Source organism: Clostridium sp. JN-1, from assembly GCF_003718715.1.
Lineage (GTDB): Bacteria > Bacillota > Clostridia > Clostridiales > Clostridiaceae > Clostridium_AV.
Genome location: NZ_CP033465.1, coordinates 1,418,348 through 1,435,324 on the forward strand (window position 1 = coordinate 1,418,348; position 16,977 = coordinate 1,435,324).

Sequence of the window (16,977 nt, forward strand, 5' to 3'; positions counted from 1 at the left end):
TGATAAAAGATATTACAGTTGATCAGGAGGTAAAAATGAAAAAACTTTTTAAAAATTATGGTTTTTCTATTATATTATTAAGCTCAATAGTATTGGGTGCAATTATAGGTATTATTTTTGGTTCTAAAGCTTTAATATTGAAACCATTTGGGGACTTATTTTTAAATTTGATGTTTATGGTAATAACACCACTAGTATTTTTTAGTGTGACATCAGCTATAGCCAATATGAAAGGCATGAAAAGGCTTGGCAAGATTATGGCAAGTACCTTTTTAGTATTTATATGTACTGCTCTTGCAGCAGCAATAATTGCTTTTATAGGTGCTGCGATAGTAAATCCTGCAAAAGGAATAGATTATTCATCATTAAAAAAGATTGTATCAAATAGTGATGCAGTAAAACAAGTTAAACAAGTTGGAATTTTACAGCAGCTTGTAAATACAGTTACTGTTTCAGATTTTGTATCGCTGTTTTCTAAGAGCAATATGCTTCAACTTATTGTATTTTCAATTTTATTTGGAATTTCAACTGCCATGGTTGGAGAAAAAGCTAAACCAGTTGCGAAGTTTTTAGATTCTGCATCAAATGTTATGATGAAGATGGTTAAGATAATAATGTACTACGCACCAATAGGCCTTGGATGTTATTTTGCTGCAGTAATAGGTACACTTGGACCACAGATACTTCAAGGTTATTTGAGAGTATTTATCCTATATATAGTTATAGCAATTGTGTATTACTTAGGTTTCTTTACATTTTATGCGTTTTTATCTGGAGGGAAGGCCAATATAAGATTGTTTTGGAAAAATGCAGTAGCTCCAACAGTTACAGCACTTGCTACATGTTCGAGTGCTGCAAGCATACCAGTTAATTTGGAATATGCAAAAAAAATGGGTGTATCAGAGGATATAGCAGAAACCGTTATTCCACTTGGAGCAAATATTCATAAGGATGGTTCAGTAATTGGTGGAGTTATGAAAGTTACTTTTTTATTTGGTTTATTTGGAAGAGATATGACAAGTATTTCTGCCATATTATCAATAATTTTTGTATCATTTTTAGTTGGTGCTGTAATGGCCGCTATCCCAAGTGGCGGTATGATAGGTGAGATGCTTATCTTAAGTGTATATGGTTTTCCACCAGAATTACTTCCTATAATTGCTGTAATAAGTGTAATTATAGATGCTCCTGCCACTGTTTTAAACTCTACAGGAAATACAGTATGCAGTATGGTGATATCAAGGCTTGTTGAAGGGAAAAAATCAAGTATAAATAATCAAGTAGAAACTGAAAAAAAGATTCAATAGTGTTATAGAAAATCTTAATAAATAAGCTTGTTTTGAATTTTTGTTCTATATAAATATAATGTGCTGGTAAGTTTTGATACTTTGATAAGTATTAAAAATATCAGCACATTATTTAATATAAAATTAAAAGTTGTAAGTTTGTTTAAATAAATAATAAATATGAAGATATTGTATTGACAAACTAAAGAATAATTGTATAATGATCTGGAATGGTAGAAGTTAACTTTTCATCTTCTGAGATGAAAGTTTTTTTAGTTTGAGTGAATTACAGGGGGATAGTTTAAAAAAATGAAAGAGAGAATAATTGATTTAAGAGAAAAAGTATTTGACCTAATTGTTATTTTATGCGCTATTTTTATATTTTCACTTACATTAAATGTATTTTTTTCTCCTCACCAGATTGTACCTGGAGGAGTTTCTGGATTGGCAATTGTACTTGAAAGTGTATTTCATATCAAGAAGTCTATCATAATAGGATTCTTAAATATTCCTATTTTTGTATTAGGATTATTAACACTCGGTAAAAGGTTTGTAATAAATACTATGCTGGGGGCTTTTCTAGTACCAGTTTTTGTTGAGCTTACAAGTAATGTACCATCCGTTACCAAAGATCCACTTCTTGCTGTATTAGTAGGAGGAGTGACGACAGGAATTGCAATTGGAATGCTTTTAACAAAACAGGCTTCAGTTGGTGGTACTGATACAGTTGCAAAGATGCTTTCAAAATTGATAAATAAACCAGTTGGAAGAATAATGATGTGTATTGATCTTTCGATAGTGTGCTTATCCGTATGTGTATTTGGAATAGAAAAAGCCTTATATAGTCTTGTTACGGTATATATAACCGGAAGAGTTGTTGATATATATATTAAAGGATTTAGAGATTCTAAGTCAGTACTCATAATATCAGATAAAATTGATGAAATTAATACTCTAATTTTAACTAAGATAAATGGAAGGACAACCAAACTTGAGGCAAGGGGCGGCTATACGAATCATGAACAGGTGATTTTAATGTGTGTTATAACAAGTAAGCAGTTAATACGTCTTAAAAGGATAGTAAAAGATATTGATAATAATGCATTAGTGCTCGTTCAAGACTCATATGAAGTATATGGAAAAGGATTTAGTATAAATTAATCTCCTAAATTTATAGTCTCTTTAATTTACTCATTAAATTGAGAAATTGAGGAGATTTTCTTTTTAAAATCATGCAATACTATAGTATTACAAATATTATAGTATTAATATTTGATAAAATAAGTATACTATGTTATGATAAGACTTGTTTTTATTATAAAAAGAGAAAGAGGAATTTACATGAAAGATATAAAGTTTAATGATTTAAATATTGATGATAAAGTATTGCAGGCCATAGATGCTATGGGATTTGAAGAGCCTTCACAAATTCAAGCTGAGGCAATACCAGTAGTTTTACAAGGAGTTGATGTAATAGGTCAGGCTCAGACAGGTACTGGTAAGACTTTAGCATATGGTGCTCCTGTAATAAGTATGATAGATAAAGGCAGCAAATTATCTGCATTAGTACTTACACCAACTAGAGAACTTGCAATACAAGTAAATGATGAACTAACTACTATTGCAAAGTTTAAAAAAATTAAAATAATGCCTATATATGGTGGCCAGCCTATTGAAAGACAAATAAAAGCACTTAAAAGGGGAGTAGAAATAGTTGTAGGAACTCCTGGAAGAATTCTTGATCATATAAAAAGACATACCATAGATTTAAGTAATATAAAATTTTTAATATTAGATGAAGCCGATGAAATGCTAAACATGGGTTTTATAGATGATATTGAAAGTATAATTAAAAATTTAAGTAAAGACAGACAGACAATGTTATTTTCAGCAACAATGCCTGATCAAATAAAGCGACTTGCAACTAGGTATATGAAAAAAGAAACTAAACACATAAAAATAGTTAGAAATACTTTAACTGTTGAAAAAATAAAACAATATTATTATGAAGTAAAAGCTAAGGATAGATTTGAAACACTATGTAGAATTTTAGATGTTGATGAACCATCAAGTGCTATAATTTTCTGTAAAACTAAAAGGGGTGTAGATCAGTTAGTTGAAGCTATGCAAGCCAGAGGATACAATGTTGAAGGTATGCATGGTGATATGAATCAAAATCAAAGACTTAATACCCTTAGAAAATTTAAGGAAAATAATCTTGAATTTTTAGTAGCTACTGATGTTGCTGCAAGAGGTATTGATGTTGAAGATGTATCACATGTAATAAACTATGAACTGCCTCAAGACATGGAATCTTATGTACATAGAATAGGAAGAACAGGTAGGGCAAATAAAGAAGGCATTGCATATTCTCTTGTAACCCCAAGAGAGTATATATTATTAAAACAAATAGAGAAGTTTACTAAAAGTAAGATAAAGAGAAATGAGATACCTACAGTAGATGAAATTTTTGAAACTAAATATAAACATATATTAGAAGATGTAAAACAAACTTTGGATAATGATGATTATAAAAAGTTTATTCCAATGGCTACTCAATTAGATGATGAATATAATTTAGTAGATGTGGCTGCAGCACTTATGAAGATGAACTTTGACAATGAAATTAGTTTTGATTACACCGAAAATTCTATAGGTAATGAAAATAGTGTTAGGTTATTCTTTACCATAGGTAGAATGGATAAGATTAATCCTAAGGATTTACTAGAATTTTTAAAGGAAACTGCACACGTAAATGCAGCAGAAATAGGAGACATAGATATACTTGATAAATTTACATTTATAAATGTGCCTGAGGAATTTGTAAATTCCATATTGAGTAAGAGTGCAGGTAAGAAACTTCATGGTAGAAAAGTAAATATAGAAGTTGCAAAAAATAAAAAAGGAAGACATTAAATAATTTTTAAGTAGATTATATACTCGTTAAATGACCTTTAACGAGTATATAATCTACTTAAATTTTCAAAATACAAAAAATTTTAAATTGCTTAAGTTTATCATACCATGGCTCTTAGTTTGGTGAAAAATTTGGATTTTCAGGCAATTCATCTAAACTTTTAAATGTATAACCTTGATTTTCGAGCTCTGTTATAACACTATCCAATATTTGAGTATTTGTCTTTGAAACAGCGTGTAAGAGCATAATTGAACCATTGTGTACTCTAGAAAGTATCTTATCTTTTGCAAATTCTGCTGAAGGTTGGTTATCGATTTTCCAATCATCATATGCTAAACTCCAAAAAATTGTTTTATAATTATAATCTTTGGTATATGAAAGTGATAATTCACTGTATTTTCCCATAGGCGGTCTAAAATATTTTGGCAGTTTCTTTCCTGTTACTTTTTCAAAGCTTTCTTCCACTTCGGAAAGTTCCTTATTAAACTCTTGTTTATCTTGTATAGAAGCCATAGAACGATGATGGGAACTATGATTGCATACAAGATGCCCTTCATTTGCCATTCTTTTTATCAAATCAGGGTTTGAAGTTATATAGGGCTTTACAACAAAAAAAGCAGCTTTTATGTTATGCTTTTTTAGTATATCTAAGATATTATTTGTATATCCATTTTCATATCCTTCATCAAAAGTTAAATATAGTACTTTAGATGATGTATCACCAAGATAATAACATGGATATTTACATAAAAATTTACTAGTTTCCTTAGGTGCTTCAGGAAAAGCAGCACCTTTTTGGCGATAAGAGTACCATTCATATTCTTTTGTACTTAAATTATCCTGGGAGCTATTGAAGATATTTAATTTTTTAAAAAATGGGAAATTAATTTTATTTTCAATTGAACTTTCTACCTTGTTATTAAGAGATATAGTATTTAAATTCTTATTTAAATTAAATCCACATAAATTATTTAAAATCAATATTGAGGCAACAGCACTATTTAAATTCACGTAAAATTATCTCCTTTCAAAATGAAAAATGGTTATATAAATAGTATGTTCAATGTGTTTGTATTAAATGAATGTAAATATAGGAAGTAATTACTTACAAGCGTTTACAACGCATGTTTAAATAATATATATTATGTAAATAAAATAAAAAGTAAACAAAACAAACTTATAATAAAAAAAGCAAATTAACCTAAATAATTTTAAATTAATTTACTTTTGATATAAATATAAGTTTATTTATTATAATTTGGATTAGTTAAAAACTCCTTAACCATTTGTTCATATTCATAAGAACTTTCCATTATATAATCATATTCTTTTTTTGTAAGTTCTCTTATGACTTTTGCAGGAGAACCAAAACACATAACTCCAGATGGAATTTCCTTATTTTTAGTCACCATACTATTTGCACCTATTATTGTATTTGAACCTATTTTTGCTCCATCTAGGATTACTGATCCCATACCAATTAAAGTATTTGATGATATTGTACACCCATGTATTATTGAACCATGTCCAATAGTTACATTTGATCCTATTACTACATTGTTGTTATCTTTGCTTGAATGTATTACACAATTATCTTGTACATTTGATGATTTCCCTATGTAAATTGAATTAGCATCACCTCTAACTACAGAACCATACCAGAAGCTAGAAAATTCGTCTGCATAAACATCACCTATTATATCTGCTGATGGAGCTATAAAGCAGCTTTTGTGAATTTGTGGTTTTTTATCTTTAAAGTAGTATATCATTTTTTTACCTCCCTATATAAATATCTATATATATTGTACCAAAGTATTTGCAATATAATTGAGTAAATGTAATAAAATTCATTGAAATTATTTTAATCATACCTGCTGCTGTATTCATAACATCTGAAATTTTGTTTTTTTTGTATATTATAATATAATTATAAATGTAAAAAATAAAGGATTTTAATATATGAATACCTTAAATTTAATAAAGAGGAGATAAATATGAATAAAAAAGATTTGGCAGATATAAGAAAAGAATTCAAATTAAATAGTTATATGCTAAAAATAAAAGAAGTTTATAGTGTATACTTAAAAAAAGACAATGGACAGATAATAACGAAAGAAAAAGTAAATTTTAAAATAGAAAGCGATGAAGTAAAGGAACTTTATTTAAATAATTTTAAAAAAATTTTAACTGGTTCTATAGATTCTAAAGTATTTGAATTAAGTTTTAAAAATCAAAATACAATAGAAGATCTTGAAAATGAAAATTATACATTAAATACACAGCAAATTTTATATAATACATTAAAGTCAGACGAAGATATCAGTGATTTTGTAGATCAATTTGTGGATAAGGTTGCTAAAAACTTTAATTATGAAAATGACGTAGTCATAAATTTTGTAAAAGCAGGATACTACAAGGCAGATAAAAAAGTAAATAATCAAATAGAAGCTGATGAAGATCCTGAAGAATATGTGCAAGCTATAGATTTCATACTATGCAGCATAAATAAAGTAGATATTCCTAAGAAAGTATTAAAATTTGATTACTCAGAAATGAAATTCAAGTCAAATTCAGTGTTAGATTTAACTATAAATTTAAATTCGCCGTTGGATGGTTTTATGTTTCCAAGTTTTTGCTCGGATTATGTTGATGTAAATAAATTAATATACTATTCTTCAAAGTCGTCTCAAATAAATTCTAATTTTATTGAAAATATACTTGAATGTAGTGTTAAACCTTCTGCAACAGAGGAGAAGGAAAGTTTTAATGTTATAATGGAGACAGCTCTTGGAAAGGTTAAACCAAACACGATACAAAATATGTATGAAAGTATATATGAAAAGTTAGATACTGAAGATGATGAAGATACAGAAGAACTCACTTTAGATATGAAAGATGTATCTGAAGTACTTGCGGAAAATGGAGTAGAAAATAATGAAGTTGTAAAAAATGCTTTTGAACAAGTATGCGGTGGAGACTACAATTTTAAGGTCAAAAATGTATTACCTGACTTTGAAAAAAAGTCAATAAAAATAGAAAATGAAACCATAAGTATAGCTATTCCACCAGATATGCTAAGTAGTATTAAGCAAATAAGAAATAAGGAAGGTAAAAAGTGTCTCCTCATAGAATTAAATGAGGATGTCGTGATAAATGGAATTAACTTACAAACTGAAGAAGAATAAATATCAAAATGGGAGTGACATCAAATTGGATTTAAAAAAGAAGAATATAGTCATAGCAATAATGGTTGCAATGTTTTTAGGAGCTGTTGAAGGTACAATTGTAACTACTGCAGTACCAACTATCGTTAAAGACTTAAATGGATTTAGCCTAATAAGTTGGGTTTTTTCAGCATATTTATTTACATCTGCAATATCTACACCAATCTACGGAAAACTTTCGGATTTGTATGGGAGAAGGGATGTACTTTGCATTGGTATAATAATTTTTTTAATTGGGAGTTCACTTTGTGGTGTATCGAGAAATATGTATGAGCTTATAGCTTTCCGTGCACTTCAAGGAATAGGATCAGGTGCAATATTTACAGTTACATATACAATAGTAGGAGATATATTTGATATTTCAGAAAGAGCTAAAGTACAGGGATGGTTGAGTACTGTTTGGGGTATTTCAAGTCTAGTAGGACCATTTTTAGGTGGATTTTTAATAGATACGCTGTCATGGCATTGGGTATTTTTTATAAACTTACCATTTGGAATAATATCTATAATATTACTACAAAAAAATTTAAAGGAAAAACCTAAAGATGAGACTTTAAATGTAAGCATGGATTTTGGTGGAATTATAGTATTGTCATTTGCAATTGTAAGTCTTTTATATTGTGTGTTATATGGACAAAAACACAGTTTTTATTCAAGTTACGTTTTAATAACCTTTTTATGTGCAATTACTTTATTGTTTATATTTTACTTTGTGGAAAGAAAAGTAAAACAGCCAATTATGCCATTTGAAATTTTTACAAAGACAAATACAGTTGACAATATAATAAGTTTTTTAGCATCAGCTTCTTTAATGGGATTGGATGTTTATATGCCAGTATATCTTCAAAATGTTCTTGGGTTTAATGCAACTATTTCTGGACTCTCAATGGCACCAATGTCAGTTGCATGGCTTATTGCGGCAGTTGTTTTATCAAATGCAATTATAAAGTATGGTGAAGGAAATGTAATTATAGTGTCATCTGCTGTTTTACTCATAAGCATGTTGTTTTTACCAACACTTACAATTAGTTCTCCATTGATTTTGGTTATAATTTATGTTTCAATGATGGGATTTGGATTTGGAGGATTACTTACTATTTTAACTATAATAATACAGGAATCAGTTGATTACGGTAATAGAGGAGCAGCAATGGCCTGTAATTCATTATTAAGAACTTTAGGGCAAACTATAGGTGTTAGTATTTTGGGAGGTATATTTAATTTAAGTATGTCAAAAAATCTTTCTAATTTTAAAATTAGGAATATAGATATAAATAACATATATTCTTCAATGAATTTAAAAGATGCAGCATATATAAGTCATGTAAAAATGTCTATAAATTCAGGACTTCATTCTGTATTTATATCATTAATTGTATTAAGTATATTTTGCTTTTTATTATCTTTTATGCTTCCCAATAATTTAAAGAATAAAAAATGATTTTGTAAAAATGCTTGAAGGTTCCTAGAAAGGTATTCTAATATTTGATTGTTGTAAAGTTTATGATATAATTTAACATGTGTGGTTTAACTATACATGTTAAATGTATGGTTGAACTACTTTTTATGTTAAGAAACTCATAATATACATATATAGTTAGGTTGGTGATGTTTGTGAATATATCTTTTTTAGGCGGGGCATACGAAGTAGGGGCAAGTTGTATACTGCTAAATATCTATAATAAAAATATATTGTTGGACTGTGGTATAAGGCAGGGAAGCTCAAAAGACCCACTGCCTGATTTTAGAACCATACAAGATAAAGGTGGAATAGATGCTATAATTATAAGTCATGCACATATGGACCATATTGGTTCACTGCCTATAATAAGTAAGGAATATCCCAATGCCAAAATATATACAAATAATATGACCAAGGATCTCATGAAAGTACTTTTATATGACAGTTTGAAAATAATGAATAATAGAGAAGCTGAAATACCACTGTATGCTGAAAATGATGTGGTAAATATGCTTGATAGAATTTTTACAATTAATTACTCAGTTGAATTTTCGATATTTACCGACGTAAAAATAACTTTTTATTCTGCAGGACATATAGCAGGTGCTTCATGCATTTATATTACTACACCGGATGGTTCATTATTTTATTCAGGCGATTTTTCTATATTTTCACAAAAAACTGTAGAAGGACTAAAGGTACCTAAACTTAGACCTGATGCTGCAATATTTGAAACTACATATGGTGATAAGCTTCACTCAAATAGACAGGTTGAAGAGGAAAAACTTTTAGAATTAGTAAAGATATGTGAATTAAACAATTCGAAGATGTTAATACCAGCTTTTGCACTTGGAAGAGCACAGGAAGTACTTCTTATAATTAAAAAAGCCATAAATAAGAAATATATAAAAAATATAAAGATATACGTGGATGGCATGATTAAAGATATAAATAGAGTTTATAAGTTTAATCCTCTATATTTAAAAAATTCTTTAGGAAAAAAGATACTAAGGGGAATAGAACCATTTTATGATGATAATATAATAGCTATCAAAAATAGTGAAATGAGAGAAAAGGTATTAAAAAATAGTGAAGGCTGCATAATAGTTTCTAGTTCTGGAATGCTCACAGGTGGGCCAAGTCAATATTATGCAGAAAAGATAGCACCTATGGAAAATGCTTATATAGTTATAACAGGCTATCAAGATGAAGAATCTCCTGGAAGAAAGCTTTTAAATTTACTTAATCCAGATGTTAAGGACAAAGTTATTGAACTAAACGGTAAAAGTATTCCAGTTAAATGTAAAGTTAAAAATGTAGGACTATCCGCACATGGAGATAAAAATGAAATAAAGTCTGTTATTGATTTACTTACACCTAACAACATATTTTTAGTTCATGGAGATCCAAAGGTTATAGATAGTTTTGCAAGAGATATAATTGGAAGTGTTAGATCAAAAGTTTATGTACCTAAATCAGGCGAAACTTATGAAGTAAATATAAGAAAGCCTAGGAAACAGTGGAAAAGGGATTTAGAAAGTACTATGAATTCCATAGAAAAAATAGATGAAAAAAATATTGCAAAACTATGGGACTTTGTACTAAATAAATATGGACAAAAATTGTTTACACTTGAGCAATTATCATATATATGGAGTGGAAAAAGTGAAATTAAAAACTGTGATTTGAGTAATTTGCAGCAGATTGTAGTTAATTCGCCTTATTTTGAAAGTGACAATAAAAGGCTATTTTTATTTAGAGCTATAAGTAAGGAAGAAGCAGCTGAACTTACGAAAAAAAGAGAATTAAAACCAAATGAATTAAACGACATCATAAATGAATACTTTGGCTGTTACAAGTTTAAAAAAGCAAGTTTGATATACGATGATAAAAAGGTAATTTTAAATTTTGATTTTCCTTATGTAGTTGATAAAAAAATAGATGAGTCTATAGAAAGTTTTACTAAAAAAACTAAGTGGAATGTTGAAATAAGTAAAACCGTAAATATAAATGCAGTTGACACACTTGTAAGACAGTTTTTAATAGATGGAGATATAAAGAAGATATCATATAAACTTCAAGACAAAAAAGTTATTGTTATTATGAATTCAACATTTTATTTGACTAAAGAATTAGAAGATAAATTTAAAAATATGACTGGACTCAATATTGTAGTTCAAAATCCTGGAAGAAAGTCTGAAGTTAAAAATGAGATTATAGAATGTATGGAAAGTACAAAGCAAATTGAACAAAATCAAGCTTTAAATTATATAGATGAAAGCTTCAAAAATGAAGAGATTAAACCTTATAAAAAGAGTATAAAAGTTAGTGAAAAAAATAAATATATAGAACTCACTTTTATATCTCCCGAAGTTGGAAAAAGATATATTAAAAAGTTAGAGTATTTAGCACAAAAAATTGGATGGAACATAAGTTTATCAAAATCAGTTAATCAAAATGAAATAATTAAATTTGCAATTATACTTTGTAATCGTGAAGAAATACCTTTAAAGAAAAATCCTTCATACAATCCTTCAGAACTATCTGTAGAAATTAGACCGTTAAATGGAGAAGAAAGAATAGAAAATTTTAAGTCAGAATTTGAATATAAAACTGGATGTAAATTAGTTAAAAAAGTATAAACAACAATATGTTAAATGCACATTCTATAAAAGAACGCTGGGGTTAGATTTATGTTTTATAAGTTTAACTCTAATTTCTTATGTATCATTTTACACTTATGTTTTTAACTTTATACATATTTATAATTTTAAATTTATAGTATAATAATGATATGCTACATTATAAAGGAAACTAGGAGGATAATAAATGGAAAAAGATAATATGAGAAATATGGGAACAGCAGTATTCATGTCATTAATTTTAACAGCAGCTTTACCTGGCATGCCAGTTAAGGCTCAAGCTGGACAGGTTACGAGAACTGGAGAAGCAGATAGATATGAAACTGCAGCTAAGGTTGCTGCGACAAATTGGACAAGTGCTAAAGATGTAGTATTAGTTTGTGGTAATGGTTACGCAGATGCAGTTAGTGCTTCTGCACTTGCTAAACAATTAGGAGCACCAATACTTTTAACTGAAACTGAAAAGTTAAGTGACAGTACCTACGATGCTATTACTGCTTTAAAGCCTCAAAATGTATACATTGTAGGAGGAAATGCTTCTGTATCACAAGCAGTACGAAATAAACTTAAAAATTCAAATTACAATTTAGTTGAGTTATATGGAAAAGATAGATATGAAACAAATATTGCAGTTGCTGATGAGTTGATTAAACTAGGTGTAAAAGCAGATGATGTAATGTTAGTTAGCGGCGAAGGATTTTCAGACGCACTGTCAGTTGCACCTGTAACAGCAGCTAAAGGTCAAATACTTTTACTTGGAAGCAATGACAAGGATTCTATGAAATCGACACTTGATTTTGTAAAAACTCATAACTCTAAAGTTACAGTCATTGGAACAACTTATGCAATAAATGACAGTATGTATAATAAGCTGGGTGCAGTTAAGAGGGTAAATGGAGGCTCTGATAGATTTGAAACTAATTTAAATGTACTAAATGAGTTTGAAAGTGAGCTGAAAGCTGACAAATTATATGTAGCTAATGCAAGTGGAGATGGATATGCAGATGCCCTGGTTGCTTCGTCACTAGCTGGAAAGTTTGATGCACCACTTGTCCTAGTTGATAGTGAAAATTCTGAGTCTACAAGTAAAGCCATAGATTATATTAAAAATAAAGCTAACAATTCAACTGATTTAAATGTAATAGGTGGAAAGCAGGTAGTAACGGATAATACAATTTCAAGGATAAATAATGCAGTTGCAAATCATGAGCAGCCTGATACACCAACTGTAAATTCAGTAACTACAAATGGATTAAATCAAATTAGAATTTTATTCAATACAAAAGTTGACGAAAATAGTGCAGAAAGTATAGACAATTATCAAATTGACGGAACGACTATATCATCTGGTGCCGGAGAAGCCGAACTTCAAGACGATGGCAGAACTGTTGTAATTACATTTGCAAAGCCTTATTCACAAGGCAAGGATGTAAACTTTAAAATTAAAAATGTCATATTAGATAAAGACTTAAATAATACCATACCTAAATTTGAAAAGAAAATAACCTTTTCTTCAACTACCGTACCTACTCTTAAATCTGTAACACCTAGAGGAGGAAATAAGTTAATAGTTGAATTTTCACAGCCTATAAGATTAAATGAAGATTATCTACACTTGATGAAAATAAATAGGCAGAGCGTTATAAATTATGGATTAGATAAGTCAGATACTACATTTCATAACAAATGTGGAGAATGGACTGATAAAGTTGAACTTTATTTTGATTCTCCACTTCCATCAGGTAAAAGCACATTTACAATTCCAGATGGAACTTTAAATAAGTGTTATGATAATGCAGCTGGTTTTTCTACTGTATCATCTTCATTAGATTTTACAGTAAATAATGAGTCAGGTACACCTGAGGTTACAAATGTAACAGGAGATAGTTCTGGAGATGTATATGTAACATATGATAGACCTATGGATCAAGAAACTGCCCTTGAAGATAGTAACTATAAGATAAATGGTACTACTTTAAGTTTGAGTTCAGATGATATAAGTTTTGATAGTGATTCAAATGATACTGTTGTAAAACTTGAAGGTGTAGATTACCTATTAAAAGATGGAGAAAATAAAATTGTAATAGATAATGATGTATGTGATACTTATGGGAATAGAATAAAAGAAACCAATATAAAGTTCACAAGAGGAGATGATACGGTTAAGCCTAAAGTTTCAACTGTAAGTAAACTTGATGATTATACAATACGTGTCAAGTTTAATAAAGATGTTAGCAATAGTTCAGCAACAAGTAAATCCAATTATACGCTAGTTGATGACTATGATGGAGACGATGTAAGTTATAAAATTGATCGTATAAATGAAGTTTATGGTTCTGGAAGTGACAGCGATAGAACATATGATATTAAAATTGACAGTGGCGAATCATTAAAGAGTTCGGCGTATACTTTGACTATTAAAAATATCATGGATAAGAGTTCGATACCTAATGTAATGGACACTTATACAACTAAGATTTCTGGAGAAGGAGAAGATGGTCCAGCTATTTCTTCAGTAGTAAAGACAAAGGATACAGACAATGAATTAGTGGTATTTTTTGATAAAGTTATGGATGAATCTTCTATGACAAACGCTGATAATTATCGCTTTATGGATGGAAATGGTGATACCCAAAAGTTGCCTAACAGTACAACTTTAATTCCAGGTATTGATAGTAAAAGTGTAATTATAGATTTTCCTTCAGGATATATAATTGGTGGAGGAAATACTGGAAATTATGTAACAAAATTAAGTATTTCAAATGTCAAAGATACAAATGGTACTGTTATGACTGCACCTTTTGCAGATGTAATAGATCAGAATTATAGTAATGGTCCTAAAATCATATCAAATAGTTCAAAATTAACTTTTGATGGCAATGATATAAATGTAAAAGTTTCACTTACTGCACCTTTAGATATTATAAGTGCTGACGATTTTTCTGTTAATGGACAGCATCCAGATAGGGCCAGAATTGATGGAGATAATGTAACTTTAACGTTTTACGGAAGATCAAATGATGACGATGATGATAAAGTGCAAAATATAAAAGATGCAGGTGCAACTACTACTATATATGCATCTCGAGGAAAATCTGTTGATGCAGCTGGACGAGATTTGAGATCTAGTTCAGATACACTCTTAATTCCGCCATTTACTGAATCTAATTTCTTTAGAGTAAATAGCAATAAGTCAACAGGAAATAATTCTACTGTAAGTTTACAGTTTAATCAGAGGATAGATGATGATATAGAATCATCTTATATTGATGATTTTACATTTAAAGATGAAACAACTAACCAAAAACTAACTCCTCTCTCAGTAGATGTAGATGGGGATGACGTTGTATACAAATTTAATAATGGATTAATAAACGTTGGAGATAAAATCACCGTTACTGCAAATAGTGTATCTTCTAGTATTAATATAAGGGGAGAAGAGCATAATGATAGCTATGCTGTATACAGTCCATCGAGAGATGACTTAGATGGTATAACTATAACAGCAAAATAAAACAAGGGGAGATACTCCCCTTGTTTTATTATATCAATTTATTAAGCTTTATTTTATAATATGTATATGATGCAATCACAGAAGAAAAGGAAGTGAGAATTTGGGTAAACAAAATCCACAAAAAAAATCAATAATTAAAAAAAGATTTATGATTATCTTCATACTTATAGCTGTGATTTTTTTAATGATTATAGTAAGGTTAGGATATATAATGATAAAAATGGGACCAAAATATAAAGTAATTGCAGAACAGCAGCAGAGAAGTGAAGTTAAAATTAATGCCAAGCGCGGAAGAATTCTCGATAGGAATGGAAATGAATTAGCTGTAAACTCAGATGCTTATCAAATTGATTTGGATTTAAAAACACTTAGAGAAACACTAAAGGACAAGAAAATGACATTTAGTGACTTAGCAAATGAGCTAGCTCCTATACTTGGAATGAAATCTGATGATGTACTTAAGGCAATGAATACGACACTGCCAAATGGATTACCGACAAGTTCTGTTGTACTTAAAAGACAAGTTGAAAAATCACAAGCTGATAAGGTAAAAGCTTTAAAAATAAGGGGAATTATATTGTCACCAGACACTAAAAGATATTACACAAACAATGATTTCTTATCAAGTATACTTGGACAGGTTAATCTTAATGGACAGGGTACATCTGGAGTCGAATTATCATATGATAAAGAATTATCTGGAACTCCAGGGGAAAGTACTTATGAAAAAGATACTAAAGGAAACCAGCTGCCATATGGGGATTCAGATTATGTAAAACCTGTGGATGGCAAAGATGTAGTTTTAACTATAGATGAAGTTGTACAAACTTACGTAGAAGATACTGCAAAAAAGGCTTTAACTAGTAATAATGCCAAATCTGTTAGCATTGTTGTAATGAATCCAAATAACGGTGAAATACTGGGGATGACAAGTAAGCCGGATTTTAATCCTAAGGATAATACGCTTTACAAAGATAGAAATGTTGAAGACACTTTTGAACCGGGCTCAATTTTTAAGGTTATTACATCAGCTTGTGCACTGGAAAATAATATAGGTGTTGATGATGGATATGTTTGTAATGGAAGCCTTAAAATAGGGAATACTACAATTCACTGTTGGGACTGGAATGGACATGGATATGAAACCTTTGGTGATATAATTAAACATTCTTGCAATGTTGGTTTTATGGAATTAGGTTCAAAAATAGGGAAAGATAAGCTTGTTGATTTTTCAAAAAAGCTTGGAATAGGACAAAGAACTGGAATTGATCTTCCAGGAGAGTCTGCAGGAATTTTAAGGGATCCATCTAAAATGAACAGTGTAGATTTGGCAACAATGGCTTTTGGACAGGGAGTTGCTGTAACTCAAGTTCAATTTATGGCTGCATTTAATTCAATTGCAAACAGTGGTACTTGGATAAGACCTCATATCATGAAAAGCATAGGACATGCTGATGATAACAATAAGTTAGTTGAAGACAGAAAGTTTAATGACTATGGTAAAAGAAAAGTATATGATCCAAAGATAGCAGCAACTTTACGCCAGTACTTAGAAAAAGTTGTTACTGAAGGTGTTGGAAAAAATGCTTATGTAGATGGTTTGGATGTAGCAGGTAAAACTGGAACTGCACAGGTAGCTGATTCGGAAACAGGAAGATACGTTGAAGGAAAGTATATATCTTCCTTTGTTGGAATGGCACCAGCTTCAAATCCTAAGATAACAGTTTTAATAAGTATAGATAGTCCGAGCAATGGAAGCTATTATGCAAGTGATACAGCGGCACCATTTGCCAAGGAATTATTTAGTGAAGTTTTTAATTACATGTCAATTAAGGGAGAACAAAATTTACTTGATAAGTAAAATTATAAAGTGGAAAGCAATTTATGCATGCTTTCCACTTTATTTTAGATGTTTAATATATGTATAGTTTA

The 16,977-nt window shown here is 29.5% G+C and carries 10 protein-coding genes; 8 read left to right on the top strand and 2 right to left on the bottom strand.

Annotated features, from left to right (window positions below; genetic code table 11):
- Positions 1-35: 35 nt before the first annotated feature.
- From EBB51_RS06820 to EBB51_RS06830, 3 genes are all read left to right on the top strand, one after another.
- Positions 36-1,307, top strand: a complete 1,272-nt coding sequence (locus EBB51_RS06820; protein WP_123053770.1) for a dicarboxylate/amino acid:cation symporter — start codon at positions 36-38, stop codon at positions 1,305-1,307.
- Positions 1,308-1,595: 288 nt separating this feature from the next.
- Entirely contained in the window at positions 1,596-2,447 is an 852-nt protein-coding gene (locus EBB51_RS06825; protein ID WP_123053771.1) for a YitT family protein, read from the top strand.
- 180 nt (positions 2,448-2,627) lie between these two features.
- Positions 2,628-4,202 carry a DEAD/DEAH box helicase gene (locus tag EBB51_RS06830; RefSeq protein ID WP_123053772.1) on the top strand — a complete coding sequence of 525 codons (1,575 nt, stop codon included), beginning with the start codon at positions 2,628-2,630 and terminating at the stop codon, positions 4,200-4,202.
- Positions 4,203-4,317: 115 nt separating this feature from the next.
- Here EBB51_RS06830 and pdaA read toward each other — a convergent pair whose 3' ends face one another.
- Complete coding sequence (gene pdaA, locus EBB51_RS06835; protein WP_123053773.1) at positions 4,318-5,214, bottom strand: delta-lactam-biosynthetic de-N-acetylase; 897 nt, start codon at positions 5,212-5,214, stop codon at positions 4,318-4,320.
- 233 nt (positions 5,215-5,447) lie between these two features.
- The gene (locus tag EBB51_RS06840) at positions 5,448-5,972 is read right to left on the bottom strand and encodes a gamma carbonic anhydrase family protein (RefSeq protein WP_123053774.1); all 525 of its coding nucleotides are present in this window, start codon (positions 5,970-5,972) and stop codon (positions 5,448-5,450) included.
- Between the two features lie 225 nt (positions 5,973-6,197).
- Between EBB51_RS06840 and EBB51_RS06845 the strand changes: the two genes are divergently transcribed.
- The 5 genes from EBB51_RS06845 (at position 6,198) to EBB51_RS06865 (ending at position 16,906) form a co-directional block, all read left to right on the top strand.
- Positions 6,198-7,388 carry a DUF4317 family protein gene (locus tag EBB51_RS06845; RefSeq protein WP_123053775.1) on the top strand — a complete coding sequence of 397 codons (1,191 nt, stop codon included), beginning with the start codon at positions 6,198-6,200 and terminating at the stop codon, positions 7,386-7,388.
- Entirely contained in the window at positions 7,357-8,868 is a 1,512-nt protein-coding gene (locus tag EBB51_RS06850; protein WP_123053776.1) for an MDR family MFS transporter, read from the top strand. Before EBB51_RS06845 ends, EBB51_RS06850 begins: the two co-directional genes overlap by 32 nt.
- A gap of 173 nt (positions 8,869-9,041) precedes the next feature.
- The gene (locus EBB51_RS06855; protein WP_190285238.1) at positions 9,042-11,531 is read left to right on the top strand and encodes an MBL fold metallo-hydrolase RNA specificity domain-containing protein; all 2,490 of its coding nucleotides are present in this window, start codon (positions 9,042-9,044) and stop codon (positions 11,529-11,531) included.
- Positions 11,532-11,718: 187 nt separating this feature from the next.
- The gene (locus tag EBB51_RS06860) at positions 11,719-15,045 is read left to right on the top strand and encodes a cell wall-binding repeat-containing protein (RefSeq protein ID WP_123053778.1); all 3,327 of its coding nucleotides are present in this window, start codon (positions 11,719-11,721) and stop codon (positions 15,043-15,045) included.
- A 100-nt stretch (positions 15,046-15,145) separates the two neighbouring features.
- Positions 15,146-16,906, top strand: a complete 1,761-nt coding sequence (locus tag EBB51_RS06865) for a stage V sporulation protein D (RefSeq protein WP_243103811.1) — start codon at positions 15,146-15,148, stop codon at positions 16,904-16,906.
- Positions 16,907-16,977: the final 71 nt, after the last annotated feature.

Excerpts from the sequence above, each read along its gene's own strand:
- EBB51_RS06820 (WP_123053770.1), top strand. The coding sequence starts at position 36 with ATGAAAAAACTTTTTAAAAATTATGGTTTTTCTATTATATTATTAAGC.
- EBB51_RS06825 (WP_123053771.1), top strand. The coding sequence starts at position 1,596 with ATGAAAGAGAGAATAATTGATTTAAGAGAAAAAGTATTTGACCTAATT.
- EBB51_RS06830 (WP_123053772.1), top strand. The coding sequence starts at position 2,628 with ATGAAAGATATAAAGTTTAATGATTTAAATATTGATGATAAAGTATTG.
- EBB51_RS06840 (WP_123053774.1), bottom strand. The coding sequence starts at position 5,972 with ATGATATACTACTTTAAAGATAAAAAACCACAAATTCACAAAAGCTGC.
- EBB51_RS06845 (WP_123053775.1), top strand. The coding sequence starts at position 6,198 with ATGAATAAAAAAGATTTGGCAGATATAAGAAAAGAATTCAAATTAAAT.
- EBB51_RS06850 (WP_123053776.1), top strand. The coding sequence starts at position 7,357 with ATGGAATTAACTTACAAACTGAAGAAGAATAAATATCAAAATGGGAGT.
- EBB51_RS06860 (WP_123053778.1), top strand. The coding sequence starts at position 11,719 with ATGGAAAAAGATAATATGAGAAATATGGGAACAGCAGTATTCATGTCA.